Source organism: Halomarina halobia, assembly GCF_029338575.1.
Lineage (GTDB): Archaea > Halobacteriota > Halobacteria > Halobacteriales > Haloarculaceae > Halomarina > Halomarina halobia.
Genome location: NZ_CP119992.1, coordinates 248,706 through 273,803, shown reverse-complemented (window position 1 = coordinate 273,803; position 25,098 = coordinate 248,706). Strand labels below are relative to the sequence as shown.

Sequence of the window (25,098 nt, the reverse complement as noted above, 5' to 3'; positions counted from 1 at the left end):
CGGGTCGGCCGTCACTCCGACCCGAGGAGCTTCGACTCGGCCTTCCGGAGGTGTTCGAGCAGCGTCGCCCTCGACACGCCCGCGATCTCCGCGAGCTCGCCCGCGCTCACCTCCCGCGGCCACGTGTAGTAGTCGCGTCGACGCGCGAGATCGAACACCTCGCGCTGGCGCTCCGAGAGGTCGTCGGTCTGAAAGATGCCCGTACCGCTCGCCGGGGCGGTGATGAGTTCGACGCGGATCTCGGCGTCCATCTCCTCGCGCACCTCCTCCAGCCTGTCGTGGACCGTCCGGCGCGTCTCGTGGACGAGGACTGTCCAGTACTCGCGACCGCCGACCATCCGCACGGGCTCGTCCGGGATGAACCCGCGCGAGACGAGCGCCCCGTTGATGCTGTTCGCGAGGTCGTACCGGACGACGATCCCCCGCGCGGCGCTGCCCGGGACGGCGTCGTCGTTCCCCGCCGCCGCGGATCCGCCGGTCTCCCAGACGGATTCCGTGAGGTCAGAGGCGTCGATGGCCGCGACGAGGTCGTCGACGGCGGCCGTCGTGTCGCCGTAGGCGGTGAACCGCCCCGTCGCTAACCCGTCGATGCGGTGAACGCCGTGGCCGAGCAGCCCCGCGTCCACCGCCTCGGTGACCTCGAGCGTCCAGCAGTCCGGGTGCCAGATGTCGAGCGAGACGCGGACCCCCGGTTCGTCGGTCGGCATCGCTTCACGCGCTCAACGACGCCGACGACGAAAAGCTACCCCATCCCCGCCGGCCCGTCGACGGGCGCCACTCGCGGCTCGGACCTGGTGAGCCAGAGGACGTAGTCCCGGCCCTCGTCGCTCGGGGTCACGTCGCGGTGGACGACGCCCGCCGGGACGGGGCCGCCCGGCGCGCCGAGGCCTGCGCGCAGGGCGGCCGTCGGTGTCGCTCCCGCGTAAGCGCCGACGTGATCCGACACCCCGCGAACCGGTCGGTACTTCAACGGCGCGGATTCGCAGGGTCGGTGACGATACGTGTGCGCGCGGAAGTGACGGGAGTGGCGTTCGATTCGAGACTCTCGCGGGTCGTAGCGGTCGTGGTCGTCGTACTCCTGCTCGCCGGGACCGCCTACGGCCTCGTCGCCGTCGACCGCCCGCGGGTCGAGGCGGTCGACAACGACTGGGGAACCGTCACGCAGGAGTGGACGGAGGTCGAGACGCGGATCCAGGTCGCCAACCCCGCGCTCCTCCGGGTGGGCGACGCCGTGGCCGACGTCGAGTACACGCTCTCGCTCAACGGCATCGGGATGGCCCACGAGCGAACGCGGTCGGTCGACCTCTCCGGCGAGCGGGACGTCGTCCACCTCTCGACGCGCGTCGACAACGACGACATCCCGGAGTGGTGGGCCTCGCACGTCGAACGGAACGAGACGACGACCGTGCGGGTGGATCCGACCGTCGCCGTCGAGTACGCCGGCGTGCGGGTGCCCGCCGAGTCGTGGACGCGGACGCGGACCGTCGAAACGGACCTGCTCGAACCGCTCCGGACGGGGGAGAACCGACGGATCACCGCGTCGAACCGGACGCTGCTCATCGTCAACGATACCGACGCCCGCTGGGGGAACGCGACCGTCGAGCGGACGCCCATCCACGCGTCGGCGACCGTCACCAACCCCACCCCGGTTGCCGTCCCCGTCACCGACATCGAGTACACGATCCGGATGAACGGGATCGTGGTCGGCAACGGCACGGCGGCCGAGCCGACGGTCGTACCGCCGGGCGAGACGCGGACGCTCGAAACCCGCGCGGTCATCGACAACTCGAGGCTCGATGAGTGGTGGGTCACGCACCTCCGGAACGACGAGACGACGCGCATGACCGTCGACTTCTACGCCACGGTGGAGCTGTTCGGGAACCGCTACCGGCTACCGCTCGAGTCGCTCTCCTACGAGCGGACGTTCCACACGGACATCCTCGGGTCCGACGGGTCCACGACGAACGACGCGGGGGCCGACCGCCGTGTGCAGGCGGCGCAGACGACGGCGAGAGGGCGATAACGGACGATGGTCGACGTGCTCGGTCACCTCGCGCTCGCCCTGCTCCTCGCGCTCCCGGCGTGGATCGTCTGGGACGGGCGCGTGAGCCTCGCGTTCGTCGGAACCGTCCTCGCGACGGCGATGCTCCCCGACGTCGACCTCGTGCTCAGGCACGTCGTCCCGACCGTCGAGCACCACGGCGTCACGCACACCGTCCTCTTCGTGGTGATCGTCTCGGCGGTCGCCGGTGTCCTCGCCGAGACCGTCGACACGTCGGTGCTCGAACGGTGGTGGCGCGAGAGCGAGGGGCACGCGGTCTCCGACGGCGCGATCTTCCCGTTCGTGACTGGCGGGTTCCTCCTCGGCGGGCTCAGCCACCTGTTCGGAGACGTGCTCTCCGCGCCGGACGTCTCCGAGCCGGTCGAGCCGCTGTGGCCCTTCCTCGACAAGCCCATCTCGATCGACGTGCTCTACTACACCTCGCCGTGGTGGAACCTCGGCCTGCTGGTCGTGGCCCTCTCGCTCCACCTCGCGCTCGGCTACCGCGACGGCTTCCTCGCCGATCGGCCCTCGCGTACGGGGGGTCGGTGAACTCGCGCCTGCGAACCGACGCGAATCGACGACCGGAGCGTGCGCCCGGTTCGTCCACACCGTTATGCGCGCGGCGGACGAACCCCGCGTCATGTCGGAGGTCGTCCCCCCCGAGGCGGCGGAGTTGCTCACGAGCGAACCGCTGATGGCCCACCTCGCGACCTGTCGCGACGGCCGGCCGCACGTCGCGCCCGTCTGGTACCGCTACGCCGACGACCGCGTCGAGATCGTCACGACCGGACGGAAGCTGGCGAACGTCCGCGCGAACCCCCGCGTCGCGTTGTCGGTACAGAGGGACGACGGGGGACGGGCGCAGTGGATGGTCTCGCTGCTCGGCACGGCGGCCGTCGTCGAGGACGACGACGAGATCGCGGCCGCGACCGCGCGCATCAACCGGAAGTACGGTGCCGACGAGGACGCGTGGTCCGAGAACGCGCTCGTCCGTATCGACGTCGGAACGGCGAGCTACCGGCTATACTGATACCGCCGGCCGTCCGCGATCGGCCGGCCGAGCTGCGCCGTCGGAGCACGTCGTCGAGCCAGTCGTAGATCACCCCGTGGGCGAGCGAGAGGGTCCCGACCTGGCAGTGCTCGCCCGCTCCCTCCTCGGTCGTGAAGGTCCGGAGCGTCGTCGGCCCGCTCACCGCGTCGACGAACTCGTAGGCGAACGGGAGCGGCGTCAGGCGGTCGTCCTCGCCGGCGAGCGCGAGCGTCGGGCAGGTGACGCGCTCCGGAACGAGGCCCTGCTCCGCTCGTGCGTCGGCCCGCGCCGCGGGTCGTCGCCGTCGAGGAAAACTCCGCCGTCCGGTAGTAGTTGTGCGCTCTGAGGAACGCCCCCCTCGCGGTCTCGTCGCGGCCGCGCTCGCTCGCCGCCTCGGCGACGCCCGCGAGGAACCGGTGAGGCGGGCGACGAGTTAACCCCGTCGCGTCCGAACGGTCGACGATGCTCGTACTCGGAGACGCACACGCGTCCGATTCCGACAAGTGGGAGGCCCTCCTCGCCGCCTACCGGGCGGCGGACGAGGCGGTCGCGCTCCAGGTCGGCGACCTCGAGCGGTACGACCTCCCCCGTCCGACGTGGTTCGTCGCGGGGAACAACGAGGACCTCGACGTGATCGACGCACTCCGGGCGGGCGAGACGCCGCCCGGCGTGCGCAACGCCCGCCTGCTCGCCGGGACGGCCGCCGAGGTCGGCGGCCTCCGCGTCGCCGGTCTCTCGGGCAACTACGCGCCGACGCAGTACGACCTGCCGAGGAGCGAACTGGACGGGGACCGCCGCCGGCACTTCACCCGCGAGGACGTAGAGCGGGTCGTCGACCTCGGGGACGTGGACGTACTCCTGACCCACGAAGCGCCGCGGGGACTCCTCTCCTACGGCTACGACCCCGGTTGCGAACACGTCGACCGTCTGCTCGAGGCGACCGCCCCCGACCTCTGTCTCGTCGGCCACCACCACCGCCACCGGGAGGCGGAGATCCGGGGGGCGCGCGTCGTCAGCCTCGCGCCCGTCTGGGAGCGCTACTACGTCCTCGACCCCGACGACCTGACGCTCGACGCGCGCGAGACGCCCGCGTGAAGCTCGCGTGAGGCTCACGTCGGAGTACGTCCGACGGTCGGCCGAAGGATCGCGCGACGGACGCGACCGACAGTATAACCGGCTCCGCCGGCTATCGTCGTCGATGGTCAACGCGTTCTGGCTCGACCGCGACCTCGACCGGGCGGCCGCGTGGCTCGTCGACGCGCACGTGACCAGCAGCGTCTTCGAGTGCTCCATGGCGCTCACCACCGCGGTTCAGCTGAACGGGTACCCCCGCGACGACGACCTGTACTTCACGCACGCGAGCCACCCGCTCGTGCGCTGGGCGGCCGACGCGCGCGGGAACTGGCGCTACCTCCGCGCGTACGTCGCGGCGGCCCACGAGGAGTGGCGGTACCGCTGGGATCACGAACCCGAGGAGCGCCACGCCTGCTGGGCCACCGTCGAATCGCTCGACTCCGGGGCCGTTCGCGCGCTCGACTGGCCGAGCGCGGACGCGAGCGACCCGCCGCAACTCACCGGGCGGTGGACGGCGGACGACTACGTGGACGCCTACCGGTACTACTACGCGAACGAGAAGCGCCACCTGTTCGGGTGGTCGAAGGGGCGATCGAAGCCGCCGTGGATCGCCGATTACACCGTCGATTCGCCGGACGGCGGGCGTGCCTCGACGGCCGACGGGCCCGGAAATCCCGAACGGGACCCGGACTGAGTCGGCTCCGACCGTCCGCGTTCAGTCGCCCGAGTCGTCCTCGTCGCCCTCCTCGGCGTCGTCCTCGTCGCCCCCGACGCGTTCGGTCTGTTCGACCGCGTCGACGTCCTGCGTTCCGCCGCCGTACTGGTTCTGTTCCTCCTCCTCCTCCTCCTCCCGCTCGGCCTCGTCGTCCCGATCGGTGTCGGTCATGCGTCGTTCCCTTGCGTCGACACCCGCTTAACGGACCGACCTGCAATTGCCGACGCGGTCCGAACGCTCCGCTACTCCCCGTCGGAACCGCTCGCGCTCGTGACGTACACCGCGGTCCGTCGGACGACGAACTCGTCGACGAACGCGGCGACCACCGCGCCGGCCTGCAGGAGGAAGTACGGCCAGAGGAGGAGCGGCGCGACGTACTCCGATCGCTCGTGCCGGCGGCCGTCGCGAGCGTCGACGGCGAGCACGAGGTACGACGCGACGAGCGGACCGGCGACGACGCCCGCGACGAGCGCGGCGAGGCCGAACGGCCGGCCGCCGGGGGTGAGACCCCACGCGATCGCCGCGAGCGGCGAGGCGAGCGTCAGAATCGGGAGCGCGAGGAGCGCGCCGAGCGTCGCGGCGAAGTCGGCGCGAGCGAGGGACGAGGGCGGCCCGGAGAGGAGGTTCGCCCCGAGATACCGCCGGGCGACCTGCATGCCGCCGCGAGCCCACCGCTTGCGCTGGTGCCACCACGCCGCGATCGCGGCGGGGTTGGTCTCGCGGGTGACGATCCCCGGGTCGACGCGGATCTCGCCGCCGGCGCGCTGGAGCCGGTAGGCCATGTCGAGGTCCTCGAGGAGTACCGACTCGTCGAACGCCCCCTCGCGCGTCAGGGCGTCGGCGCGGAAGAACGCCTGGCCGCCGGTGAAGAGGGCGAACCCGCCGAGGAGGTCGCGGGCGTAGAACTCCGCCCGCTCCGCGACGGCGCGCTCGACGGTGGCACAGAGCGCCACCGGCGACGCGTCGGGGTTCGTCCCGAAGCACCGACCCTTGACGCAGGCGACGTCGTCGTCCCGGAACCACCGGACCGCCCGGCGGAGCGCGCCCGGTTCTGGGCGCTGGTCCGCGTCGAGGACGGCCACGATCTCCCCCGACGCGCTCGCGAGCGCGTGGTTGGTCGCGCTCGCCTTCCCGCCCGGCGATCCGTCTCGCTCGGTGGCCACGATCCGCGGGTCGCGGTCGGCCGCCGCCTCGGCGACGGCGGCCGTCCCGTCGGTCGAGGCCGACTCGTAGCCGACGACGATCTCGAGCCTGTCGTCGGGATAGTCGAGGGCGGCGCAGGCGTCGACGGTCGCGGGGAGGACCTCGGCCTCGTTGTACGCGGTCACGACGACGGTCGCCGCGGGCAGCGGCGACTCCGGGGCGGTCGGCGGCGAGCGAGGGGCGAAGGCGACGACCGCCGACGCCGTCGCCCGCACGGCCAGCGCGACGCCGAACGCGACGAGGGCGGCCGACGCGATCCGGGCGTACGCGGGAACGACGAGTCCGGGAGCGACGAGCGCACAGGAGAGCGCCGCCGCGACGAGGGCGGAGCCGACGCTCCGCCGAGAGAGCGACGACTCGTCGGGCAGTCGCACGTCCACCCGTGAGGGGACGGTCGCCGGCGGGAAAAACGGTGCGTCGGCGTACTCGACGGCCGGCCATCGTGCGACGAGACTCACACCCACTCGGGGTCGCCCGCGCCTCGTTTCGCCACGATCCCGCGGCGAAGCCAGACCTTTACGCGTTCGTATCGAAACCGCCCGCGTGCGAGTCGTCGTCGCCGGAACGTTCGGTCCGCTCCACGACGGGCACAGGGCGCTCCTTCGAGCGGCGCTCGAACGGGGCGACGAGGGAGTCGTCGTCGGCATCACGAGCGACGCGTTCGCCGCCTCGTCGCGCCGCGACGACCCGCGTCCGATCCCGCCGTACGAGGAGCGCGAGCGGCGGGTACTGGCGGAGATCGACGCCCTCGACGAGTGGAACCGCGAGGTGGAGGTCAGGACGGTGAGCGACGAGTACGGGTTCGCCGACGACGATCCCTCGCTCGACGCGCTGGTCGTCTCGCCCGAGACCGACGACGAGGTGGCGGAACTCAACCGCCGCCGGGCCGAGCGGGGGATGGACCCGCTCCGCCCGATCGTCGTTCCATACGTGCTCGCGGAGGACGGCGAGCGGATCTCCTCGACCCGCATCGCGCGCGGCGAGATCGACGAGCACGGGAACCTGCTCGGATGACGGGGACGCAGACGGGGGCGCTCGCCGGCGTCGCCCGGGCGTCACTCGGAGTCGACCGTCCCGGTGCCCGTCGGCGCGTCGGGTAACTCGTGCCGGTCGGCGTCGATACCGAGTTCGTCCAGCGCGGCCTCCAGGTGTTCCTCCTCCGCGTACGCCGCGCCGTCCGCCTCGCGGAGTCGCTGGGCGGTCGCGAGCACCTCGCCGCGGCGGTCGTCGGGGATGGCGTACTTGTCGGTCGCCAGTTCGATCACCAGCCCGTTGTGATCGCGCGTGTACAGCGAGTGGAAGACGCCCCGATCGAACTCGTTGAAACCGCGCCCCTCCTCGCGGAGCGCCTCGCGCACGTCGGCGAACCGCTCGGGGGCGACGCCGAACGAGAGGTGGTGGACCGCGCCGACCGGCGGTCGCTGCGGATCGGGGTTCGACGGCCGGTCGTCGCGCACGAAGAACGTGAGTATCCGCCCGTCGCCGGTGTCGAAGAACAGGTGCGTCGACTCCGGATCGTCGAGGTTGGGCTGTCTGAGGACGAGCGGCATACCGAGCAGGTCGCGGTGGAACGCGATCGTGTCTTCGGCGTTGCTCCCGACGAGGATGACGTGGTCGGTCCCCGTCACGCCCACCGGGCCGTCCGGGCGCTCCGCAGTCACCTCGAAGTCGTCCGCGGGTCGGCGGTCGGTTGTCATCGTCGTTATCGTTGGGTCGCCACCGGATACGACCTAACTCACCGGACCGCCCGTCTCCGGCGCGCCTCGAACGATCGCGAGGTGTGAGTGACCGCCGTACCGTCATCCGCCCCCGCGCTTATCGTAATCCGGACGGAAGGAACCGTATGGAACTCCGCAAGCCGACCCCGGACGACGCGGATCGTGTGCGGGAGGTCGTTCGGAGCGCGATGATGACGTCGTACGCGCTCAGCCCGGAACAGATAGCGACGATCGTCGAGGCGCAGTTCGGCGACGCTCGTCCGACGCGGGGCTTCGACGGCTCCGACGCGTCCGTGCTCGTCGCGGAGAGCGAGGTGAACGGCGGCCCGAGCACGATCGCGGGCGTCGTCGTCGGCGAACTCGACGAGGGCGACGGCGAGGTCCGCTGGCTGTTCGTCGACCCGGAACACCGCGGCGCGGGGGTCGGCACGGAGCTGTTCGAGGCGATGGTCGGGGCGCTGCGCGATCAGGGCGTGGAGCGGGTGCGGGCGAGCACGCTCGAGGCGAACATGGAGGGCCACGGGTTCTTCGAGCGGTTCGAGTACGAGCGGATCGGCGTCCGACAGGCGGAGTTCGGCGACGAGTCCCTCGAGGAGTACGTGTACGTCGAACCGTCGGCCGCCGGGGCTGCCGACGAGGAGACGGAGGCGGACGCGGGGATAGACAGGAAGACGAAGGCGGAGACTGACGGTGATACGGAGACGGACGCGGACGGAACCGAGGTCGACCTCCCGGAGACCGAACGCGAAGACGGCGTCCCGACCGCGATGACCGACGACGGGAGACGGGTGTACGTCGACCGCGACGACCAGCTATCGGGCGAGGAGGCCCCGTTCTTCGCGGCGTACCTCGACGAGGAGTTCACGGAGCGGTACGGCTACTACTGCGCGTACTGCGGCTCGCTCGACGTCACGGAGGACACGATGGGACGCGTCGAGTGCGACGAGTGTGGCAACACTCACGCCTCCCGCTCCGACGAGGCGTACGACGATTCGTACCTCTAGGCCGGCGGTTCGCTACTTCGTGGGCGGCGTCGGCAGATCCAGGAGGCCGGCCTCGATCTCCGCCCGCCGGTCCTCCAGCCACTCGGGCAGCACCAGCCGCTCACCCAGTTCGTCGACGTCCTCGTCGACCGTGTACCCCGGCGACTCCGTGGCGAACTCGAAGAGCACGCCGCCGTGCTCGCGGACGTAGACCGACTCGAACCACTTCCGGTCGATCACCTCCGTCGGCCTGAGCCCCCGCTCGAACAGGGCGTCGCGCCACGCCGGCTGGTCGGCCGCCGTCGTTCGGAACGCCACGTGGTGGACGGTGCCCGCGCCGGGCTGCCCGCGGGGGGCCTGCGGGTCCTCGAGGAGGTCAACGACGTACCCCAGGTCGCCCGCGGCCTCGTAGCGCTGGCGATCGCGCTCGACCGCCGTCTCCCGATAGCCCATCGTCCGCAGCAGGTCCGCGGTCGGCCCGGCGCTCTCGAGCGAGAGCGTCACGCCGAAGAAGCCGCGGATGGCGTGCTCGTGGGGGACGGGGCCGTCCGGCGGATCGCCGGCGGGCGCGTCCGGGCGAGCCACCAGTTCCATCGGGACCCCGTCGGGGTCGCGGAAGGCGAGCACGGTGTCGCCGAAGCGCTCGTGGGGGTCGTCAGCGTCGACGCCGCGCTCCGCGAACCTGTCCGCCCAGAAGTCGACCGATCCCGCCGGGATCAGGAACGCAACCGCGCCCACCTGCCCGGTGCCGACGCGGCCGGGGCGCGCGTTCGGGTACGGAAAGAACGTCATGCTCGTGCCGGGGGTCCCGCTCCGGTCGCCGTAGAACAGGTGGTACACCGACACGTCGTCCTGGTTCACGCTTCGCTTGACCAGGCGAAGCCCCAGCGTCCCCGTGTAGAATTCGAGATTTCGTCCGGGATCGCTTCCGACGGCCGTAACGTGGTGGATTCCGGGTACGTCTGCCGGCATGTGCGGCCGTAGGGGGTCGCACGGCATACCGCTGTTGCCTGTCCGTGGACGGTACACCGACGCGATCGACGGCAGCCGCGCTCGGAGGTGTCCCCGGAACGCTCCGTGTTCCGGTGTACGGGCGAGGCGATTCGCGTCTCGTCGACGCGGTCCACGCTCTCGGACTTCCGTCCCGACCGTCCAGCGGATCGACGCCACGCCCGACACGGCGGCCCGGGCCCGCCAGACGGTGAACCGCTCGCGTGGGCGACACCGCCCGGCCCCTGTCACGCCAGGTGGAGCGGGGCTGTCCGCTCGATCCCCGTCACAGATACCCAGCGCCGGGGCCTGGGGCTCACCCACGAGCATCCACTGCTCAGTGAATTAGTCATAAATCCTGACAGTGTCCATTACTTATTAATCAGTCTGGTTTATTAGATGTAACGGGGCGACAACAATGAAGGTAGAACGAAGCACGACAACGCACGTCAGGAACGTCCTGGGTCGGCTACTGTACGCGCTGTACGCGCGGTACGTGGGAGAACCCAGGTCGAGGAAGGACGTCTACGGTTACTGGGTGTTCATTTCGGGATCGATCGTCTCGCTCCTCGGCGTGGTGACCTATCTACTCGGTCCGCTCTGGTGGAGCGGGTACTTCGTCAGGAAAGTATCGATCACGCTCGCGGCGTTCGGATTGCCCGTCCTGTTCCTCGGGATACTCCTCCTCCTGCCGATCAAGCGACGGAGTATCCACGTCGCGGGGGTCGGCGCGACGATGTCGATACTCGCGGACGCGTGGTTCGTCGCCATCTATCCGGGGAACTGGATCTCAGGGACGCCTAACTACAGCACGGAGATCATCGCCCTGTACACCGCGGGCATGGGCATCCTCGTGGGGGTTGCCGCTCTCGTCCCGGTCGTGACCGGGGAGAAGAGCCTGCTCTTCGAGAAGGAGTTCAGCTACGCGGGCGAATACCCGGCCAGCCTGGTCGGCGAACGCCTCCGTGACGGCCTCTTCACCGTGTACAGGGACGGCAAGGAGTGGCGGTGGCGGCTCATCGAGCAGGACGCGATCGCGGGGAGTCCGGACCGCTATCCGTCACACCTCGAGACCGAGGAGATCGTCGAGAGCGTGAAGACGAAGATCGGCGGAGCCGGTCTGCTGGAGATCAAGAACGCCGCGTTCAGGCTGTACGAAAGCCGTCAGGGGCAGTGGCGGTGGCTGTTCATCCGCGAGGACGGCACCGTCCTCGCGGCCAGTGGCAGTGGATTCGAAAACAGAGACGCGGCGGCCGAGTCGGTACACGACCTCAAGGAGTTCGGTCCCGACGCGACCGTACTCGACATCGACGGTGCGGCGTTCGATTGCTACGCCGACGGCGGACAGTGGCGCTGGCGGCTCGTCGACGAACACCGATCCACGGTCGCGCAGACGAGTACCGCGTTCGAAACGCGCGGAGCCGCCGAAGCGGCGACGGAGCACGTCCGGTCGCGGATCGACGACGCGGGTAAACTCGTCCTCGATGCCTTCGGCGTCGAACTCTTCGAGGACGACGCCGAGTGGCGGTGGCGGCTCGTCGACGCGAACGAGACCGAACTCGCGATCAGTACGACCGGGTTCACCTCCCGTCGGAGGGTCGAATCGGCCGTCTACGACCTGCTGAAGCACGTCGGTAACGCACCCATCCTCGAACCGGAGCAGCCCGCGTACCTCGTCTCCCCGTCCGATGAGGGTGCGTGGCGGTGGCACCTCGTCACCGACGACGATCGCGTCATCGCTCGGAACCACGATGCCGCCTCCGACGAGTCGGGGTGCGTCAGGGCTGCCGAATGGATGACCGAGCACGCGGCGGAGGCGGACACCGTCGTCGTCGAGAACGCCGAGTTCGAGTACTACCGGGCGCCCGCGGGCTGGAACTGGCGACTCGTTACCGAGGCCCGCGAGACGATCGCCGAGGGCGTCACGCCCTACGAGGGACGGACGGAGGTCGCTGCGGGGATCGAGCAGGTCAAGACGCAAGCGCTGGAGGCCGAACTCATCGAGTTCGAGACCGCGGCGTTCCAGCTCTATCAGACGGGAGACGAGTGGCGGTGGCGGCTCATCGACGAGGACGGTAACGTGATGGCCGACAGCGGCGAGGAGCACACTTCGCGGGCGGAGGCGGCGGCGTCGATGACGACGCTAAAGGAGAACGCACCGAACGCCGAGCTGCTCGAGATCGAGACCGCCGCGTTCGAACTGTTCAACGACGACGACGGGAACTGGAACTGGCGGCTCGTCAACGAGGGGGGACGAACGACCGCGAGGGGCGTCGATCGACATCCGTCGAAGGAGGCGGCCCGCGCGGCCATGGACCGGCTCGTGGCCCGCGCTGGCGACACGCGGAGTCGAGAGGTGAACGACGCCACCTTCCAGGTCTACGCGACCGAAGACGACGAGTGGCGCTGGCGGTTCGTACGGCCCGACGGAGTGATCCTCGCGGACAGCGCCACCAGCTTCAACACGCGCGACGAGGCCGAGACCGCGATCGAGGAGGAGGTCTACGACACGGCGACGTCGGCGTCCATCCACACCGTCGAGAACGTCGCAGTCAAGCTGGTCGAGCGTACCGGGAACTGGTCATGGCGAATACTCGACCGGAACCGCGTAACGATCGCGGAGAGCGTTCCCGTCTACGCGAACCGCGAGGAGAGCAGTGAGGCCGTCACGGCGATCCAGCGACGTGCGGACGACGTGCCGGTGTTCGAGATAGACCGCCCCGTCTTCCACGTGACGCTCCGCGATGACGCCTGGTACTGGCAGCTCATCGAGGCCGACTGGACGCCGCTGATGCAGGGAGAGGGTGCGTACGACGGCCGGGAGGAGGTCGAGTCGGCGATCGACCGGATCAGAACCCTGCTCCCCGACGCGGGCACCCTCGAGTACGACGACGCCGCGTTCGAACTGTACGAGGAACGCGATCGCTGGTACTGGCGACTCATCGACGGGGACGAGGAAGTCATCGCCGCCGCCGAGGAGGGGTACCCGTCCCGCGAGGACGTCACAGCGGCGCTCGAGGTCATCAGAACGGAGGTCGGTGAGGCCAGCATTCTCGAGATAGAGACGACCGTGTTCGAACTTCACGAGGACCAGGGCGAGTGGCGCTGGCGGTTGATCGGCGAGGACGGAGACGAGATCGCCGAGAGCCTCACCACCTTCCCGACCCGGCGTGAGGCGCGCGAAGCGATGGACGCGGTCAAGGAGTTCGCGCCGACGGCGATGACGCAGGTCGCGGAATGACCCTCGCGTAATCGGGACACCTCGTCCGGTCGTCGCCGTGAACCGTTCGACCGCGACGCCGACCTCCGTCTTCCGAGGCGTGTCCGCTCGTCGAACCGCGTGCGCGTCGTCAGTCCTCTCCGGGCTGAGAGCGGCCCCGACCGTCGGCGGGCGTCTCGGCGGACGGGACGTCGAAGAGCGGGCTCTGCTCGCCGGGGGCGAACGTGTTGAGGAGCAGTGCCGTCAGCGCGGTCACGATGACCGGTTCCCCGAAGAAGGTCCGGGCGGCCCGCGGCAGCTCCTGGAGCGCCTCCGGCCGCATGGTGACGCCGAGGCCGAGACCGAGGGAGACGGCGACGACGACCATGTTCCGGCGGTCGAGGTCGACGTGCAGGAAGAGCAGGCGCGCGCCGCTCGCGGCCACCATACCGGCCATCAGTACGACCGCGCCGCCGAAGACGGCACTCGGGATCGTCGCGACCGCCGCGCCCACCTTCGGGCTGAGCCCGAGCACCGCGAGGACGACGCCGGCGACGCCGACGACGTGACGGCTCATCACGCCCGTGAAGTTGACGATACCCACGTTCTGGGAGAACGACGTGACGGGGAAGGCGGCGAACGCCGCACCGAGCGAACTCAGGAGGCCGTCGGTGAACAGCCCGCCGCGGAACTCCTCGTCGGTCGGGTTTCTCCCCTCGGCGGCCGTGACGCCCGACATGTCGCCGACGGTCTCCATCGCGGACACCAGAAATAGGAACGCGAACGTGACGACGGCGATCGGTTCGAACGCGAAGCCGAACGCGCCCGGCCGCGGGACGGCGAACGGGGCGGCCGACGCCACCGGACCGAAGTCGACGAGGCCGAGCGCGACGGCGACCGCGTAGCCGACCCCGATGCCGACGAGCACGCTCAAGAGCCGCGTGACGCCGGTAGTGAACACGTTGAGGACGACCGCGACGGACAGGACCAGCAGGGCGAGGCCGATGTTGTGTACCGCGCCGTAGTCCGCCGCGCCGACGCCGCCGGCCGCGTAGTCGACGCCGACCGGGACGAGGTAGAGCCCGATCACGATCACGACCAGCCCCGTCACGAGCGGCGGAAAGAACGGCTGAATGCGGTCGAACTGCCAGCCGATCAGCCCCTCGACGGCGAACCCGGTGACGAGTATCGCGCCGAAGACGGCCCCCAGCCCGTAGTCGACGCCGATGCTCGTGGCCGCCCCGACGAACGTGAAGCTGGTCCCCATCACGATCGGGAGCCGCGCCCCGACCGGGCCGACGGTGTACGCCTGGACGATCGTCGCCAGCCCGGAGAACAGGAGCACCATCTGGACGACGTACGCCGTGTCCGCCGCGCCGAGGCCGACCGCGCCCGCGACGATGAACGCCACCGCCGTCGCCGGAACGATCATCACAGCCACGTGCTGCACCCCGAGCAGGATCGACTTCGGCCACGGCGGTCTGTCGTCGAGTTCGTACTCGAGTTCGATCTTCCCGTCAGCGTCAGTCGACATGCGTTGGCGGTACGTGCGACCCCCCGTCAATAACTGTTCCGTGATCGAGCGCATATCGGAGTCGGTACGAGTGAATATATGCACGTGCGTGTAACGGTCGTCGCGAAGAGGAGGGGGACGCTTCGTCGGTATCGACGAGGAGGGGAGGGGGAGGGGATGTCGTGTGCGGGCGTCAGCGACCGTCCGCGGCCGGCGGAGTCGGTCAGTGGATCGTGACCTCGCCGTCCTCGACGGTGATGTCGACCAGGCTCGTCGCCTCGCGGTCGGTGTCGTCGAGGGCCGACTTGCCCACCTTCCGGATCACGACCACGATGTCGACGATCTGCGCGCCGATGCCGTCGAGCGCGTCGCAGATGGCCGCCAGCGTGCCGCCCGTCGACAGCAGGTCGTCGACGATCAGCACGCGGTCGCCCGCCTCGACGTCGTTGATGTACATCTCCGACTCCGAGTAGCCCGTCGTCTGGTGGAGCGCCACCTCGCCGTCGAGGCCGTAGGACCGCTTGCGGATGACCACCAGCGGGATGTCGGTCTGCAGCGAGAGCGCCGTCGCGATGTGGATGCCCATCGCCTCCGGCGCGACGATCTTGTCCACGTCGAGCTCCGCCGCCCGCGTGACGCCGACCACCACCTCCCGCAGCAGTCCGGGATCGAGCATCGGCACGCCGTTGCTTATCGGGTGGACGAGGTACTCGTACCCGTCCTTGTCGACGATCGGCGCGTCGTGCAGCGACTCGCGGAGTCGGTTCATGCCGCCCGTTTTCCGAAACAGGGGAAAAGCGGTTCGTTCTCCGACGGCACCTCCCGCTCCCCGCGCCCGACGCTCGACGCGTCGAGCGTCGAGAGGTGTGCCGGCGAGAGGTGTGTCGGCGGACCGCGGATCACCGTCGTCCGGTTCACCGGTTTCTAGCGACCGCGCGCCGATCGAACGTCCGCACCGCGTCCGCGTACGCTCGCGGCCGGTGGAGGTTGCAGACGTGTCCGACGCCGTCGATCACCTCGACGCGCGCGTCGCGGGCGGCCGCCGCGTGCTTCCGCTCTCCCCGCCGCATGAGGCGGTCTCGCTCCCCGTTGAGCAGGAGCGACGGCCCGGGGTACTCGGCGAGCGCCGCCCGGAAGTCCCGCCCGGCCAGGTACGGCCCCGCCTCCCCGAACGGCCGGGGGTAGAACCCGGCGTCGATGATCTCCGCCTCGACGTCCGGGGGCAGGTTCCGCTCTCTGACCCACCGTTCCGCGAGTCGAACGACGCCTCGCTCGACGAGGTCGCTCCTGGTCGCCAGGCGCGACACGCCGCCGACGGCCCGCGTGACGAGTTCCAGCCCGTCGATCGGGTTGGCGCTGCTCCCCGTGAGCACCAGCCCGTCGACCCGTTCGGGGCGACGGCGTGCGTACTCCGTCGAGACATAGCCCCCGAGCGAGAGGCCGACGACGAGGGCGCTCCCATCCGCGTGCGTCTCGATCACCTCGTTGAGCAACGCCAGGGTCGGCTCGAACCGAAACGGCTCGTCGGCGCGCGCACCGTGTCCCGGGACGTCCGGCGCGAGTATCCGAAACTCCCCCGACAGCGCTCTGCGCTGTGGGGCCCACATGTGCCGCGTGAACACTGACCCGTGAACGAACACGATCGGCGGGGCGTCGGACGGTCCGGCGACGTCGATGCCGTCGAGCCCCCAACCCCCCTCTCCGCCAGTTCGATCCATTGCCCTCGAACGTACGACCGGGACCCGCTTAGTTCCGGGTGCAACGGTGCGATCCGCGACACTCTCGCCCTCGCGGGAACGATCGGCCTCGGCGCTCGACGGGACTCGCGTCCGCTCGCCGCCACCGGCCTATCGGTGGGCCAGGTGGCGCGGCCGAATCCAAGTGTCGCCGTCCCAACCGCGAATCCATCGGGGCACGGACCCGGTTATCGAGAGTTCGTCGCTGTAGCGGACCCGGGGCTCGCCCTCCGGCGTCGGGAGGCCGCCCGCCTCGAACATCGTGTTCTCGCGAACGGTCACGTCGGCGGGCCGGAGCGGCCACGGGTCGTGGGCGATGTCGGCGTACAGGACCCTCTCGCCCACCGGGTCGTACATCCGCCGACGTTCGGCCAACCAGTAGTCGAGCGTCCCCGGTTCGGCGCGGAAGATCCCGCCGTCGGGTCCGTACGTCGCGTCGACGCGTGCGGTGACGCCCCGTCGACCGTCGGACGGTTCGCTCGTACGCCTGCGGACGCTCCGGAAGTCGACACGGTCGCCGCGCGTGCGAACGTCCATGTCCGCGTGGTAGCACGGCAACCGGGTGCCGCGCCCCACGACCGCCGGGACGACCGGGTGCGCGACGTCGACGCTGAAGAAGTACAACCCCGGCGCGCCGTCGAAGCGGACGTACGTGCGGAAGTTGAGTTCGGGGAAGGTCAACCGGGTGAACGAGGGGGAGAACCGGACGCCGGCGCGTGACAGGACGAACGGGAGGAGGCTGACCCACGCGCGGCCGTCGTAGGTGTCGAGTTCGAGGGGGGCGGGGACGTGCGGGCGAAGCTGCTCCGGGTCGAACGGCCAGTGGATGAACAGGCCGTCCGTCCACGTCATCGAGAACGCGTGAGGCGCGACGGGCCGGGGCACGCGCGGCGGTACGACACCGGCGGTTTTGTAACTGGCGCCGGCGAGTTCCCTCGACAGGGCGGGGACGCACCACTACTTTTCTCGGTCAGGCGTGTACGGAACGCATGGCTCGCTCTCGGACGGCCACCGCGGCGGTCGGACTCGTCGGAAGCCTCCTCGTCAGCGCGCTCCTCTGGTGGTACTTCGACAGCTTCGTCTTCTTCCTGTTCGTACCGTTCGTCCCGTTCCTGTTCCGACGACCCCGTCGGGAGGAGGAAGCGCCGCCCCGGCGGTGTCCGTCCTGCGGGTTTCGGACGAGGAACGACGCGTACGAGTACTGTCCCCAGGACGGAACGAGGCTGGAGTAGCCGGCCTTCCGAGCCCGCGACGCGCTCCTTCGAACCCCCCGTTCGGTACATCGCTCGATGAGCGCCCATCAGTCCGCGCTCCCCAACGCCGAGTAAATAGCGTCCGCCCGCTTCGGTCCGATCCCCTCGATGGTCATCAACTCCGCCGGCGACGCCGCGAGTAGCTCCGTCACGGCGGGATACGCCTCGTAGAGCCGATCGGCGGTATCGGGCTCGATCCCGTCGATGCAGCCGTACATCCGCTTCGGCGTCGGCGCGTCGAGCACCGCGACCGAACTGCGGGGAAGCGCGGGCGTCGACGGCTCCTCGACGTGCTTTCGGCCGAGCCGGACGGCCATGTCCACGAGACGTTCGAGGTCGGAACACGGGACGACCGGTCGCGTCGAACCGTAACGGCGTACACGCCACCGCCGACGAGCGCGAGGTCGACGAGGTAAGCGAGCACCCGAGATCGAATCGCCGCGGGTTCCGGTTCGTCGCTCGACGTTGCCGATTCCATGCGCGGACGGAGGGCGCGCTCCGCGTATAGTCGAGTGGTGTCGTGCGAACGTAACGAGTCGTTCGTCACTCACCACGGTCGGAGACCCCTTTCGGGTACACCGGCCCTCGGACCCGCGGCGCGATCGGGTCGCCGTCGAAGTCGGCGGAGAGGCGGGTGCGCGAGGGGACGCGCGAGCCACGCGTCGAGCGTCGACGACCCGTCTCGCATACGTACGGACCGACGCGGCTGGGCGCGCTCGCGCGGGTTCCCGGCCGTCAGGACGACCCGACGACCACGACGGGACAGGCGGTCTCCTGAAGGATGTGTCCCACGCGGTGGCCGAAGAACGCCCGCTGGGTGACGTTTCGGACGCTGCTGCCGAGGAAGACGAGGTCGGCCTCGGTTTCGGTCGCGAGCGAGACGATCTCCGCTTCGGGTTCGGCGTCGGCGATCAGTACGCGCGTCTCCACCCGAGCGCCCATCCGACGGCCGACCGCCGCCTCGTTCTCGACGAGCTGTTCGCCGAGTTCCATCGCCGGGGACATGTCCGGCCGGGCGACGAACAGGTCGTTCTCCCGCGGCGGATCGACGACGTGAACCACCTCGACGACCGCCTCCCGCGCCCGCGCGATGGCGAAGGCCGCCTCGGCCGCGCGGCGGTTGTGCACCGTACCCGTCGTCGGCAACAGGATGCGCTCGATCGGATAGTCGGAGACGCTCCCGGGATCGTCTCCGAACCGGTCGCGGTTCGAACGGACGACGACGAACGGACAGGGGGAGTCGCGGATGATGGTGTCGACGGTGCTCGTGAACAGGGGCTCGTCGGGACGTCTCCCGGGCGTTCCGGTCCCGAGTACGAGGAGGTCGTAACCGCGTTCCGCCTCGTCGAGGACGACTCGCGTCGCGTCGTCGCCGCCGCGGACGACACCTCGGGTCTTCGGCCCGTCCGCGGCGGCGATGCGTTCGCGCATGAGATCCAGACAGCGGGTCGCGGCCCCCCCTCCGTCGGACCCGTCACGGGACTGCGCCTCGTCTCCGACGGCGTCCCCTCGCTCCTCGGACTGGCCGGACATCACGGGCGACCTCGGTCGCCGCTCGATCCGTCCGAGGAGGGAGCCGAGCGTCGAGGTCGACGTCGGTCCCTCATCGACGTCGACCTCCCGGACGTACATCGTCGTTATCTCGACGTCGCGGTCGGCCACGAGGTCGCCGAGCAGGCGGGCAGCGAACTGCGATTCGGGGCTGCAGCGCGTCGGGAGGAGGACGCGAGAGACGCCGCCGACGAAACTGTGTCGGCGCTCGTCTTCCGCTTCGAGGCGCGACCGTTCGGCCTCGTCCATCTCGATCCGGGGAACCGCCCACCGGATGATGGCCGGCGCCATGAGCGAGGTGACGAGCGCGACCATGACGATGATGCTGTACATCTCCGTCGTGAGGATGCCCAGTCCGAGGCCGATGGTCGCGACGATGATCTCCATCGCGCCACGGGCGTTCATGCCGCCGCCGATGCCGATCGCCTCCCACTTCGACAGGCCGACCGCCTTCGCGGCGACGAAGACGCCCCCGAACTTACCGACGCACGCCACCGCGAGGACGAGCAGACCGACCGCGAACACGGTCGGGTCGAGCAGCGCGGCCACGTTCATCCGCAGCCCCGCGATGGCGAAGAACACGGGGGCGAAGAGCCCGAGCGTGACGACCTCGAAGATGTGCCGCAGGTGGTAGTCGAACCGGTTCACCTGACCGACGAGGATGCCGACGACGAACGCGCCGAGGATGGCCTCGAGGCCGAGGTACTGGGTAACCGCGCCGGCCGCGAGCGCCAACACGACGAGCAGCGTTATCATCGCCGTCTCGCCGCCGACCGCGTCGTCGACCCAGCGAACGAGGCCGGCGACCGCACGCCGGCCGAGCGTGAAGGAGACGCCGAGAAAGACGACGACGGAGAGGACGGTCTGCGCCGCGGAACTCGCGTCAACGACGCCGCTCTGGGCGAGGCCGGCGACCGTCGCGAGCAGGATCCAGCCGATGGTGTCGTCGACCATCCCCGCCGCGAGGATGAGTTGTCCGAAGTCCCGACGGATGATGTCGAGGTCGATGAGGATCTTGGCGATGACCGGGATCGCGGAGATGCTCATCGCCGTCGCGATGAAGAGGCTGAACACCAGTCGCTGGTCGGACGACGCGATGAACTCGCCCGGGAGATACCAGCCGAGCGCGAACCCGGTGGCGAACGGCAACAGGATGCCGCCCAGCGAGAGCACGACGGCGATCCGCCCCTTTCGCAGAATCAGGTCGAAGTCCGTCTCCAGGCCGGTCACGATGAGGAGCATGATGAGCCCGAGCCACGATATTATCTCGAGGAGGTGGAACTGGCTCTCCGGCACGGCGAAGACGGCCTCGTACACGCCTGGGAGGACGGTACCGAGGAGTGACGGGCCGAGCAACACGCCGGCCAGTAGCTCCCCGATGACCGCCGGTTGTCCGTAGCGCCTGAACACCTCCCCGAGGCTTCGCGCCACGAACAGGAGGAGCGTCAACTGGACGATGACGACGAACAGTTCGTGGTGACCGATGGGTTCGATGACCGTCTGGAGGACGGTACCGTGGACGCCGGTTCGGGGCGGCCGCGCGGCGATCGTGTCGAGCGGTGAGGGGAACATTTGTGATCGAGGCACCGTGGCGTCACTGGGGGCGAGTCGTCCGTTCCGGACGCGGTCGACCGAGCGTGCGTTCCGCGTCGTGCGTTACGTTCTCCGTCCGCACGGGAACCACGGCCGGAGGCGACTCCCCGACCGGCGTTCGCGTCGTCGAGGATCCGACCCCGCCGCGGCGCCCCGTCGAGCGGTTCGATCGGCTCGCCCGCCTCCACGGTGACTTCTATACGGTTACTAACGACCCGTAACTACCTTAACGCAGTGGAACTGCGCAGAACCTACCGCGGATGCCCGAGGGCGTGATCGCCATCGCTCGTCGAGAGCGCGGCGCGAGCGGTCTCGGGTCTCTAACCGGGCCGTTCACCGCCGCAGTCGAGACCGAAGGTGGGTGGCCGTTCGAAACGAACGGCGTGCCGACGCGAAACCGGTACGCAGAGAGGCCACCCCGGCGCGGACGACCGGTCGTCCGCGCTCGAACTAGAGGACGCGGATCGGATCGCCCACCCGGATCGTTCCCGACGAGACGATCCGCGCGTTCAACCCCCCGCGATGAACGAGCGCGCCGAGTACCCCCTTCTCGGTGAGCGACTCCAGATACGCGCAGGGCTCACAGAGGTCCACGCCCTCACAGACCGCCTCGCCGATCCGAAACCGTTCGTCGACCAGATGGCTGACGGCCACGTCTTCGGTCGTGACGTTCCGCCGGTGATCGGCGGGTTCGAGCGAGATGCCGGCGTCCCGTTCGACGAGCGCGAGCGTCTCGACCTCGAACAGCGTCAGCGCCCGATCCGCGTGGGGGAGGTCCCGACCCCGCTCGCCCGACCACGTACCCCTCCGCTCGAAGTACCGGTCCCCCTCGAGGCCGCGCCCCTCGACCGCCGACGCCTCAGTTCTCGACTCCATTTCCGCGCCGGCCTCCGGCGCGGTGTGGATCGCCGCCACCCGGCCGTCTCGATTCCCGCTCATCGTCGCTACTGTCGGGGGAGGTACTATAAAACGATACCCCGGAGTCGGTCGGTGCGGACTCCCCGGAGGCCACCCCACCGACTTCGAACGACGACTGTCCTCTCTCGGAGGGTAGCAGACGCGATTCTCTGACGTTCGTTCACTTCTTCTCGCAAATGTATGGATAGAGAGTCGGCCTCGGCACTCATAGGGCTCCTCATCACCGGGTGCCTACCCCGGTTCGGCCCGCACGCCTCGTCATCGGCCGGTCGAGAGGAGACGCCGACGCGGTAAATCGGTTACCTCACAGCGTCAGACCGCCTCCACCCACCAGCCGAGCAGGCGTTCGATCTCCTCGCGCTTCTCCGGCGTGTCCTTCCGGGTGTGCGTATTCAGCTCGCGGCCCTTCTCCTCCAGTACGTTCTCCTCGAGCACCTCGCTGGCCTCGCGGAAGGACTGCTCCGCGCCGTAGGCCTCGGCGGAGCCGGCGAACCGGCCCCGGTCGGTGAACAGCCGGACGGTGGTCAGGACCAGCGGGAGGCCGCGGAGGCGCTCCTCGTGCTCGTGGAAGGCCACGTTCGCCTCCTGGACGGTCAAGTCATCGTGTTTCTCGTCGATCGCCTCGATGCGCTCGGCGATCTCCTCGCGCGTGAGCGTCACCAGCAGGTCGACGTTTCGGAGCTGGACGGGGATCCGCTCCTCCTGGGTCCAGGTGAGCGACCGGAGCGCGTCGGTCTCGGTCACGATGCCGGTCGCGTACCCGTCGTCAGTGACCACGACGAGCGAGGAGACGCCGTTGTCGAGCATCCGGCCGACGGCCTCGGCGAGCGATTCGTCGGGCGCGGCGGTCAGGACCTTCGGCGTCATCACGTCCCGCGCGGGCAGGTCGAGCATGCGGGCCGCGAAGCCCGACCGATCGCCGTAGCCGCCGGTGGTGCGACGGTACCCCTCGCGTGAGCCCGCGCCGCCGTGGGCGTCGAACCCCTCCGCGCTCCCGCCCTGCTGGCGATCCATCTGTCTGACGGTGAAGTCGATCAGGTCGTAGACGCTGATCAGCCCCGCCGGCGTTCGGTCGTCGATCACCGGCACCCGCGTGAACCGGTGTTCGCGCAGGGTGTGGATCACCTCCCCCACGGACGTCTCCGGCGTGACGGTGACGGGGTCGCGGGTGTAGACGTCGGAGACCGAGAGTACGTCCAGGTTCTCGCGGACCGCCCGGAGGAGGTCCTCCGCGCTCACGACGCCGTCGAACCGGTCGCCCTCGAAGACGGGCAGCAGCTTCAGCTCGTTTTCGACCATGAGCCGCGCCACCTCGCGGACGTCCTCGGTCCGCGCGACGGTCGGCGGGCTCGTCGCGAGGTTCATCGCGGTCTCGTTCGGCGGGTGGTGGGAGGCGAGCAGTTGTTTGCGCGTCACCAATCCCTCGAACGCCCCGCCGTTGGTGACGACGACGGCGTCCACGTCCGCCTCCTCGAACGCTCCGCGCAGCTTCGAGGCGGTCGTCTTCACGTCCCGTTCGACGAAATCGGTCGTGACCACGTCGGCGATGTCCATTGTGTCTTCCCGGATAGGGGTCGGGGTCTCAGTGCTATGAGGGTTGGCCCGGAACGTGCAGCCTCCCCGGGTGGTGGCGGTGTCGTCGAGACGGACGCGCCGACTCGGGAATCGAATCGAATCGAAGAGGGGGGCAGACGGCGCTCGTCTCACCCCTCGATCCGCTCGATCCGCTCGCGCGCTCCGGCGACGAGCAGCGGGAGGTAGACCGTCGCGTCGCCGAGGACGGTGACGTTGCGGGCGTCCCGCTCCAGTTTGCCCCACGAGCGCGCCTCGTCGAGCGTCGCGCCCGAGAGCCCGCCCGTCGCGGCGGGGTCCATCGTGATCTGGACGGCGTAGTCGTACGCGCCGGGCGTCACGAGCATCGTCTGGAGGGTGAAGTTCTTCGGGACGCCCCCGCCGACGAGGAGGCAGCCCGCCCGCTCGGCCTCGTAGGCGAGGTCGGTCAGGGGCGTCATGTCGCGGAGCGCGTCGAGCGAGAGGGCGGAGGTCTGGGAGTACATCCACGCCTGCAATCCCAGCACGGAGTCCTGGATCGCCGGACAGTAGATCGGCACGTCGGACTCGTAGGCGGCGGCCGCGACGCCCGCGTCCTCCTCGATCGCCTCGCGCCCGTTCACCTCGGCGTTCGCCCGCCCCAGTTCGCGGCAGAACCGCTCGATGCTCACGGTCCCCTCCTCGGCGAGCGGCGGGAAGACCTCCTCGCGGAGGTGCGACTCGAAGAGCGCGAAGTGCTCCTGGGGGAGGTAGACGTTGTAGATGCGGTCGACCTCCTCCTCGCGGAGCCGCTCGTCGAACTCGCGTTCGGTCATCTCGGGATCGCCCGTCCCCTCGTGGGGCCCGGTGCGACCGTGGTGGTGCTTGCCGCCGATCGCCTCGATGGCGTCGTGCGTGAGGTTCGCGCCGGTCGTCACCAGCGCGTCCACGTAGCCGTCGCGGAGCAGATCGGAGACGACTCGGCGCATCCCGGCCGGGACCATCGCGCCCGCGAGCGAGAGGAAGACGGTACACCCCTCGTCCGCGAACATCTCGCCCGTCACGTCCACCGCCTCGTGGACGGTCGCCGCGCCGATGCCCGCCCTGCCGTACTGCTCGATGAGGTCGCCGACGGACATGCCCGCCGCGACCCGCGCGTGACCCAGCGGGTCGTGGCGGAACTCCTCGCGGTCGGAATCGGAGTGATCGCTCATTGCCGCCACTCGGCGGGGCGACGATTTGAATACTGGGAAACGAGGCGACCGCGCTACAGCCCCGTCGGGTGCGGGAGGTAGGTCGTCTCCAGACCCCACTCCGCACACAGCGCCCGCAACGCTCGCACGCCGACCGTCTCGGTCGCGTAGTGGCCCGCGAGGAGGACGGTCACCCCCGCCTCGCGCGCCTCGTGGTACACCTGCTGTTTCCCCTCGCCGGTCACGAACGCGTCCGCGCCCGTCGCGCGCGCCTCCTCGAGCCAGTCCGCGCCGCTCCCGGTGACGATCGCCACCGACTCGATCGCGTCGGGACCGAAGTCGAACACCCGCGTTCCGGCGCTCCCCTCGAGCGCGTCGAGCGAGTCGCGGAGCGACTCGACCGAGCGCGGTTCCTCGAACCGTCCGCGCCGGCCGATCGTGACCGACCCCAGCGCGCCGAACGGTTCCCGGTCGACGAGGCCGAGGTGATCCGCGAGGCCCGCCGCGTTGCCCAGTTCCGGGTGGCCGTCGAGCGGGAGGTGCGAGACGTAGAGCGCCGCGTCCCCCGCGATCAGCGGCGCGATGCGTCGGTACTCGCGTCCCGTCACGCGGTCGATCCCGCCCCAGATCAGCCCGTGGTGGGTGACGAGCAGGTCCGCGTCGGCCGCGACGGCGTCCTCGACGGTCGCCTCGGCGGCGTCTACCGCGAACGCGACGCGCTCGACCTCGGCCTCCTCGGGGCCGACCTGCAGCCCGTTCGGGCTGGCGTCCGCGTCGGCGTACTCGTCGGTCCGCAGGCGGTCGTCGAGGCGCTCGACGAGCGCAGAGAGCTTCATGGCGGGAGGTCGGCCGCCA

Annotated in this window: 25 protein-coding genes; 9 read left to right on the top strand and 16 right to left on the bottom strand. The window is 70.0% G+C overall.

Going from position 1 to position 25,098, the window contains the following annotated elements; translation table 11 throughout:
• Positions 1–11: 11 nt before the first annotated feature.
• Positions 12–707, bottom strand: a complete 696-nt coding sequence (locus P1K31_RS01385) for a helix-turn-helix domain-containing protein (RefSeq protein WP_276304490.1) — start codon at positions 705–707, stop codon at positions 12–14.
• Between the two features lie 35 nt (positions 708–742).
• Positions 743–946, bottom strand: a complete 204-nt coding sequence (locus P1K31_RS01380; RefSeq protein WP_276304489.1) for a hypothetical protein — start codon at positions 944–946, stop codon at positions 743–745.
• A 117-nt stretch (positions 947–1,063) separates the two neighbouring features.
• Between P1K31_RS01380 and P1K31_RS01375 the strand changes: the two genes are divergently transcribed.
• From P1K31_RS01375 to P1K31_RS01355, 5 genes are all read left to right on the top strand, one after another.
• Positions 1,064–2,023, top strand: a complete 960-nt coding sequence (locus P1K31_RS01375) for an LEA/WHy family protein (RefSeq protein ID WP_276304488.1) — start codon at positions 1,064–1,066, stop codon at positions 2,021–2,023.
• Positions 2,024–2,029: 6 nt separating this feature from the next.
• Positions 2,030–2,593, top strand: a complete 564-nt coding sequence (locus tag P1K31_RS01370; RefSeq protein ID WP_276304487.1) for a metal-dependent hydrolase — start codon at positions 2,030–2,032, stop codon at positions 2,591–2,593.
• A gap of 91 nt (positions 2,594–2,684) precedes the next feature.
• A complete protein-coding gene (locus tag P1K31_RS01365) occupies positions 2,685–3,074 on the top strand; it encodes a pyridoxamine 5'-phosphate oxidase family protein (RefSeq protein WP_276304486.1) in 390 nt (129 codons plus the stop codon).
• A gap of 462 nt (positions 3,075–3,536) precedes the next feature.
• Positions 3,537–4,169 (top strand): metallophosphoesterase family protein, encoded by a 633-nt coding sequence (locus P1K31_RS01360; protein ID WP_276304485.1) that lies wholly within the window; start codon positions 3,537–3,539, stop codon positions 4,167–4,169.
• 103 nt (positions 4,170–4,272) lie between these two features.
• A complete protein-coding gene (locus P1K31_RS01355; RefSeq protein ID WP_276304484.1) occupies positions 4,273–4,842 on the top strand; it encodes a hypothetical protein in 570 nt (189 codons plus the stop codon).
• 21 nt (positions 4,843–4,863) lie between these two features.
• On the opposite strand, the gene P1K31_RS01350 is transcribed toward P1K31_RS01355, so the two are convergent.
• The gene (locus P1K31_RS01350; RefSeq protein WP_276304483.1) at positions 4,864–5,034 is read right to left on the bottom strand and encodes a hypothetical protein; all 171 of its coding nucleotides are present in this window, start codon (positions 5,032–5,034) and stop codon (positions 4,864–4,866) included.
• A gap of 71 nt (positions 5,035–5,105) precedes the next feature.
• Positions 5,106–6,446: a glycosyltransferase family 2 protein gene (locus tag P1K31_RS01345; RefSeq protein WP_276304482.1), complete on the bottom strand. Its 1,341-nt coding sequence runs from the start codon at positions 6,444–6,446 to the stop codon at positions 5,106–5,108.
• A 163-nt stretch (positions 6,447–6,609) separates the two neighbouring features.
• Here P1K31_RS01345 and P1K31_RS01340 point away from each other — a divergent pair, with 163 nt between their 5' ends.
• Entirely contained in the window at positions 6,610–7,080 is a 471-nt protein-coding gene (locus P1K31_RS01340; RefSeq protein WP_276304481.1) for a phosphopantetheine adenylyltransferase, read from the top strand.
• A gap of 41 nt (positions 7,081–7,121) precedes the next feature.
• Here the strand turns inward: P1K31_RS01340 and P1K31_RS01335 are convergent, their stop codons facing one another.
• A complete protein-coding gene (locus tag P1K31_RS01335; RefSeq protein WP_276304480.1) occupies positions 7,122–7,763 on the bottom strand; it encodes a VOC family protein in 642 nt (213 codons plus the stop codon).
• A 146-nt stretch (positions 7,764–7,909) separates the two neighbouring features.
• Between P1K31_RS01335 and P1K31_RS01330 the strand changes: the two genes are divergently transcribed.
• Positions 7,910–8,788, top strand: coding sequence for a GNAT family N-acetyltransferase (locus P1K31_RS01330; protein WP_276304479.1), 879 nt, complete (start codon positions 7,910–7,912; stop codon positions 8,786–8,788).
• Positions 8,789–8,800: 12 nt separating this feature from the next.
• Here P1K31_RS01330 and P1K31_RS01325 read toward each other — a convergent pair whose 3' ends face one another.
• The gene (locus tag P1K31_RS01325) at positions 8,801–9,739 is read right to left on the bottom strand and encodes a ring-cleaving dioxygenase (protein ID WP_276304478.1); all 939 of its coding nucleotides are present in this window, start codon (positions 9,737–9,739) and stop codon (positions 8,801–8,803) included.
• A 436-nt stretch (positions 9,740–10,175) separates the two neighbouring features.
• Here P1K31_RS01325 and P1K31_RS01320 point away from each other — a divergent pair, with 436 nt between their 5' ends.
• Positions 10,176–12,998, top strand: a complete 2,823-nt coding sequence (locus tag P1K31_RS01320; protein ID WP_276304477.1) for a DUF1508 domain-containing protein — start codon at positions 10,176–10,178, stop codon at positions 12,996–12,998.
• A gap of 109 nt (positions 12,999–13,107) precedes the next feature.
• Here the strand turns inward: P1K31_RS01320 and P1K31_RS01315 are convergent, their stop codons facing one another.
• From P1K31_RS01315 to P1K31_RS01300, 4 genes are all read right to left on the bottom strand, one after another.
• A complete protein-coding gene (locus P1K31_RS01315; protein ID WP_276304476.1) occupies positions 13,108–14,490 on the bottom strand; it encodes a uracil-xanthine permease family protein in 1,383 nt (460 codons plus the stop codon).
• 202 nt (positions 14,491–14,692) lie between these two features.
• Positions 14,693–15,238 carry a hypoxanthine/guanine phosphoribosyltransferase gene (gene hpt, locus P1K31_RS01310; protein ID WP_276304475.1) on the bottom strand — a complete coding sequence of 182 codons (546 nt, stop codon included), beginning with the start codon at positions 15,236–15,238 and terminating at the stop codon, positions 14,693–14,695.
• A gap of 145 nt (positions 15,239–15,383) precedes the next feature.
• Entirely contained in the window at positions 15,384–16,187 is an 804-nt protein-coding gene (locus P1K31_RS01305; protein ID WP_276304474.1) for an alpha/beta fold hydrolase, read from the bottom strand.
• A 129-nt stretch (positions 16,188–16,316) separates the two neighbouring features.
• On the bottom strand, positions 16,317–17,057 hold the full coding sequence (locus tag P1K31_RS01300) for a YqjF family protein (protein ID WP_276304473.1): 741 nt from the start codon (positions 17,055–17,057) through the stop codon (positions 16,317–16,319).
• Between the two features lie 137 nt (positions 17,058–17,194).
• On the opposite strand from P1K31_RS01300, the gene P1K31_RS01295 reads away from it, so the two are divergent.
• Complete coding sequence (locus P1K31_RS01295) at positions 17,195–17,437, top strand: hypothetical protein (RefSeq protein WP_276304472.1); 243 nt, start codon at positions 17,195–17,197, stop codon at positions 17,435–17,437.
• Positions 17,438–17,505: 68 nt separating this feature from the next.
• On the opposite strand, the gene P1K31_RS01290 is transcribed toward P1K31_RS01295, so the two are convergent.
• The 6 genes from P1K31_RS01290 to P1K31_RS01265 all read right to left on the bottom strand — a co-directional run bounded on the left by P1K31_RS01290 (position 17,506) and on the right by P1K31_RS01265 (position 25,079).
• Entirely contained in the window at positions 17,506–17,775 is a 270-nt protein-coding gene (locus tag P1K31_RS01290) for a helix-hairpin-helix domain-containing protein (protein WP_276304471.1), read from the bottom strand.
• A 418-nt stretch (positions 17,776–18,193) separates the two neighbouring features.
• Entirely contained in the window at positions 18,194–20,581 is a 2,388-nt protein-coding gene (locus P1K31_RS01285) for a cation:proton antiporter domain-containing protein (protein WP_276304470.1), read from the bottom strand.
• Between the two features lie 471 nt (positions 20,582–21,052).
• Complete coding sequence (locus P1K31_RS01280) at positions 21,053–21,541, bottom strand: MOSC domain-containing protein (protein ID WP_276304469.1); 489 nt, start codon at positions 21,539–21,541, stop codon at positions 21,053–21,055.
• A gap of 291 nt (positions 21,542–21,832) precedes the next feature.
• Positions 21,833–23,074, bottom strand: a complete 1,242-nt coding sequence (locus P1K31_RS01275; RefSeq protein ID WP_276304468.1) for a CBS domain-containing protein — start codon at positions 23,072–23,074, stop codon at positions 21,833–21,835.
• A gap of 149 nt (positions 23,075–23,223) precedes the next feature.
• A complete protein-coding gene (locus P1K31_RS01270; RefSeq protein ID WP_276304467.1) occupies positions 23,224–24,264 on the bottom strand; it encodes a deoxyhypusine synthase in 1,041 nt (346 codons plus the stop codon).
• A 53-nt stretch (positions 24,265–24,317) separates the two neighbouring features.
• Positions 24,318–25,079 carry a Nif3-like dinuclear metal center hexameric protein gene (locus P1K31_RS01265; protein WP_276304466.1) on the bottom strand — a complete coding sequence of 254 codons (762 nt, stop codon included), beginning with the start codon at positions 25,077–25,079 and terminating at the stop codon, positions 24,318–24,320.
• Between the last annotated feature and the right edge of the window lie 19 nt (positions 25,080–25,098).

What these genes read in the sequence shown, in the direction of transcription:
- P1K31_RS01365 (WP_276304486.1), top strand. Translation starts at nt 2,685, where the DNA reads ATGTCGGAGGTCGTCCCCCCCGAGGCGGCGGAGTTGCTCACGAGCGAA.
- P1K31_RS01290 (WP_276304471.1), bottom strand. Translation starts at nt 17,775, where the DNA reads ATGGCCGTCCGGCTCGGCCGAAAGCACGTCGAGGAGCCGTCGACGCCC.
- P1K31_RS01265 (WP_276304466.1), bottom strand. Translation starts at nt 25,079, where the DNA reads ATGAAGCTCTCTGCGCTCGTCGAGCGCCTCGACGACCGCCTGCGGACC.
- P1K31_RS01385 (WP_276304490.1), bottom strand. Translation starts at nt 707, where the DNA reads ATGCCGACCGACGAACCGGGGGTCCGCGTCTCGCTCGACATCTGGCAC.
- P1K31_RS01330 (WP_276304479.1), top strand. Translation starts at nt 7,910, where the DNA reads ATGGAACTCCGCAAGCCGACCCCGGACGACGCGGATCGTGTGCGGGAG.
- P1K31_RS01370 (WP_276304487.1), top strand. Translation starts at nt 2,030, where the DNA reads ATGGTCGACGTGCTCGGTCACCTCGCGCTCGCCCTGCTCCTCGCGCTC.
- P1K31_RS01315 (WP_276304476.1), bottom strand. Translation starts at nt 14,490, where the DNA reads ATGTCGACTGACGCTGACGGGAAGATCGAACTCGAGTACGAACTCGAC.
- P1K31_RS01360 (WP_276304485.1), top strand. Translation starts at nt 3,537, where the DNA reads ATGCTCGTACTCGGAGACGCACACGCGTCCGATTCCGACAAGTGGGAG.
- P1K31_RS01350 (WP_276304483.1), bottom strand. Translation starts at nt 5,034, where the DNA reads ATGACCGACACCGATCGGGACGACGAGGCCGAGCGGGAGGAGGAGGAG.
- P1K31_RS01300 (WP_276304473.1), bottom strand. Translation starts at nt 17,057, where the DNA reads ATGACGTGGACGGACGGCCTGTTCATCCACTGGCCGTTCGACCCGGAG.
- P1K31_RS01325 (WP_276304478.1), bottom strand. Translation starts at nt 9,739, where the DNA reads ATGCCGGCAGACGTACCCGGAATCCACCACGTTACGGCCGTCGGAAGC.
- P1K31_RS01335 (WP_276304480.1), bottom strand. Translation starts at nt 7,763, where the DNA reads ATGACAACCGACCGCCGACCCGCGGACGACTTCGAGGTGACTGCGGAG.
- P1K31_RS01270 (WP_276304467.1), bottom strand. Translation starts at nt 24,264, where the DNA reads ATGAGCGATCACTCCGATTCCGACCGCGAGGAGTTCCGCCACGACCCG.
- P1K31_RS01295 (WP_276304472.1), top strand. Translation starts at nt 17,195, where the DNA reads ATGGCTCGCTCTCGGACGGCCACCGCGGCGGTCGGACTCGTCGGAAGC.
- P1K31_RS01285 (WP_276304470.1), bottom strand. Translation starts at nt 20,581, where the DNA reads ATGTTCCCCTCACCGCTCGACACGATCGCCGCGCGGCCGCCCCGAACC.
- hpt (WP_276304475.1), bottom strand. Translation starts at nt 15,238, where the DNA reads ATGAACCGACTCCGCGAGTCGCTGCACGACGCGCCGATCGTCGACAAG.
- P1K31_RS01320 (WP_276304477.1), top strand. Translation starts at nt 10,176, where the DNA reads ATGAAGGTAGAACGAAGCACGACAACGCACGTCAGGAACGTCCTGGGT.
- P1K31_RS01305 (WP_276304474.1), bottom strand. Translation starts at nt 16,187, where the DNA reads ATGGATCGAACTGGCGGAGAGGGGGGTTGGGGGCTCGACGGCATCGAC.
- P1K31_RS01275 (WP_276304468.1), bottom strand. Translation starts at nt 23,074, where the DNA reads ATGGACATCGCCGACGTGGTCACGACCGATTTCGTCGAACGGGACGTG.
- P1K31_RS01280 (WP_276304469.1), bottom strand. Translation starts at nt 21,541, where the DNA reads ATGAGCGGGAATCGAGACGGCCGGGTGGCGGCGATCCACACCGCGCCG.
- P1K31_RS01355 (WP_276304484.1), top strand. Translation starts at nt 4,273, where the DNA reads ATGGTCAACGCGTTCTGGCTCGACCGCGACCTCGACCGGGCGGCCGCG.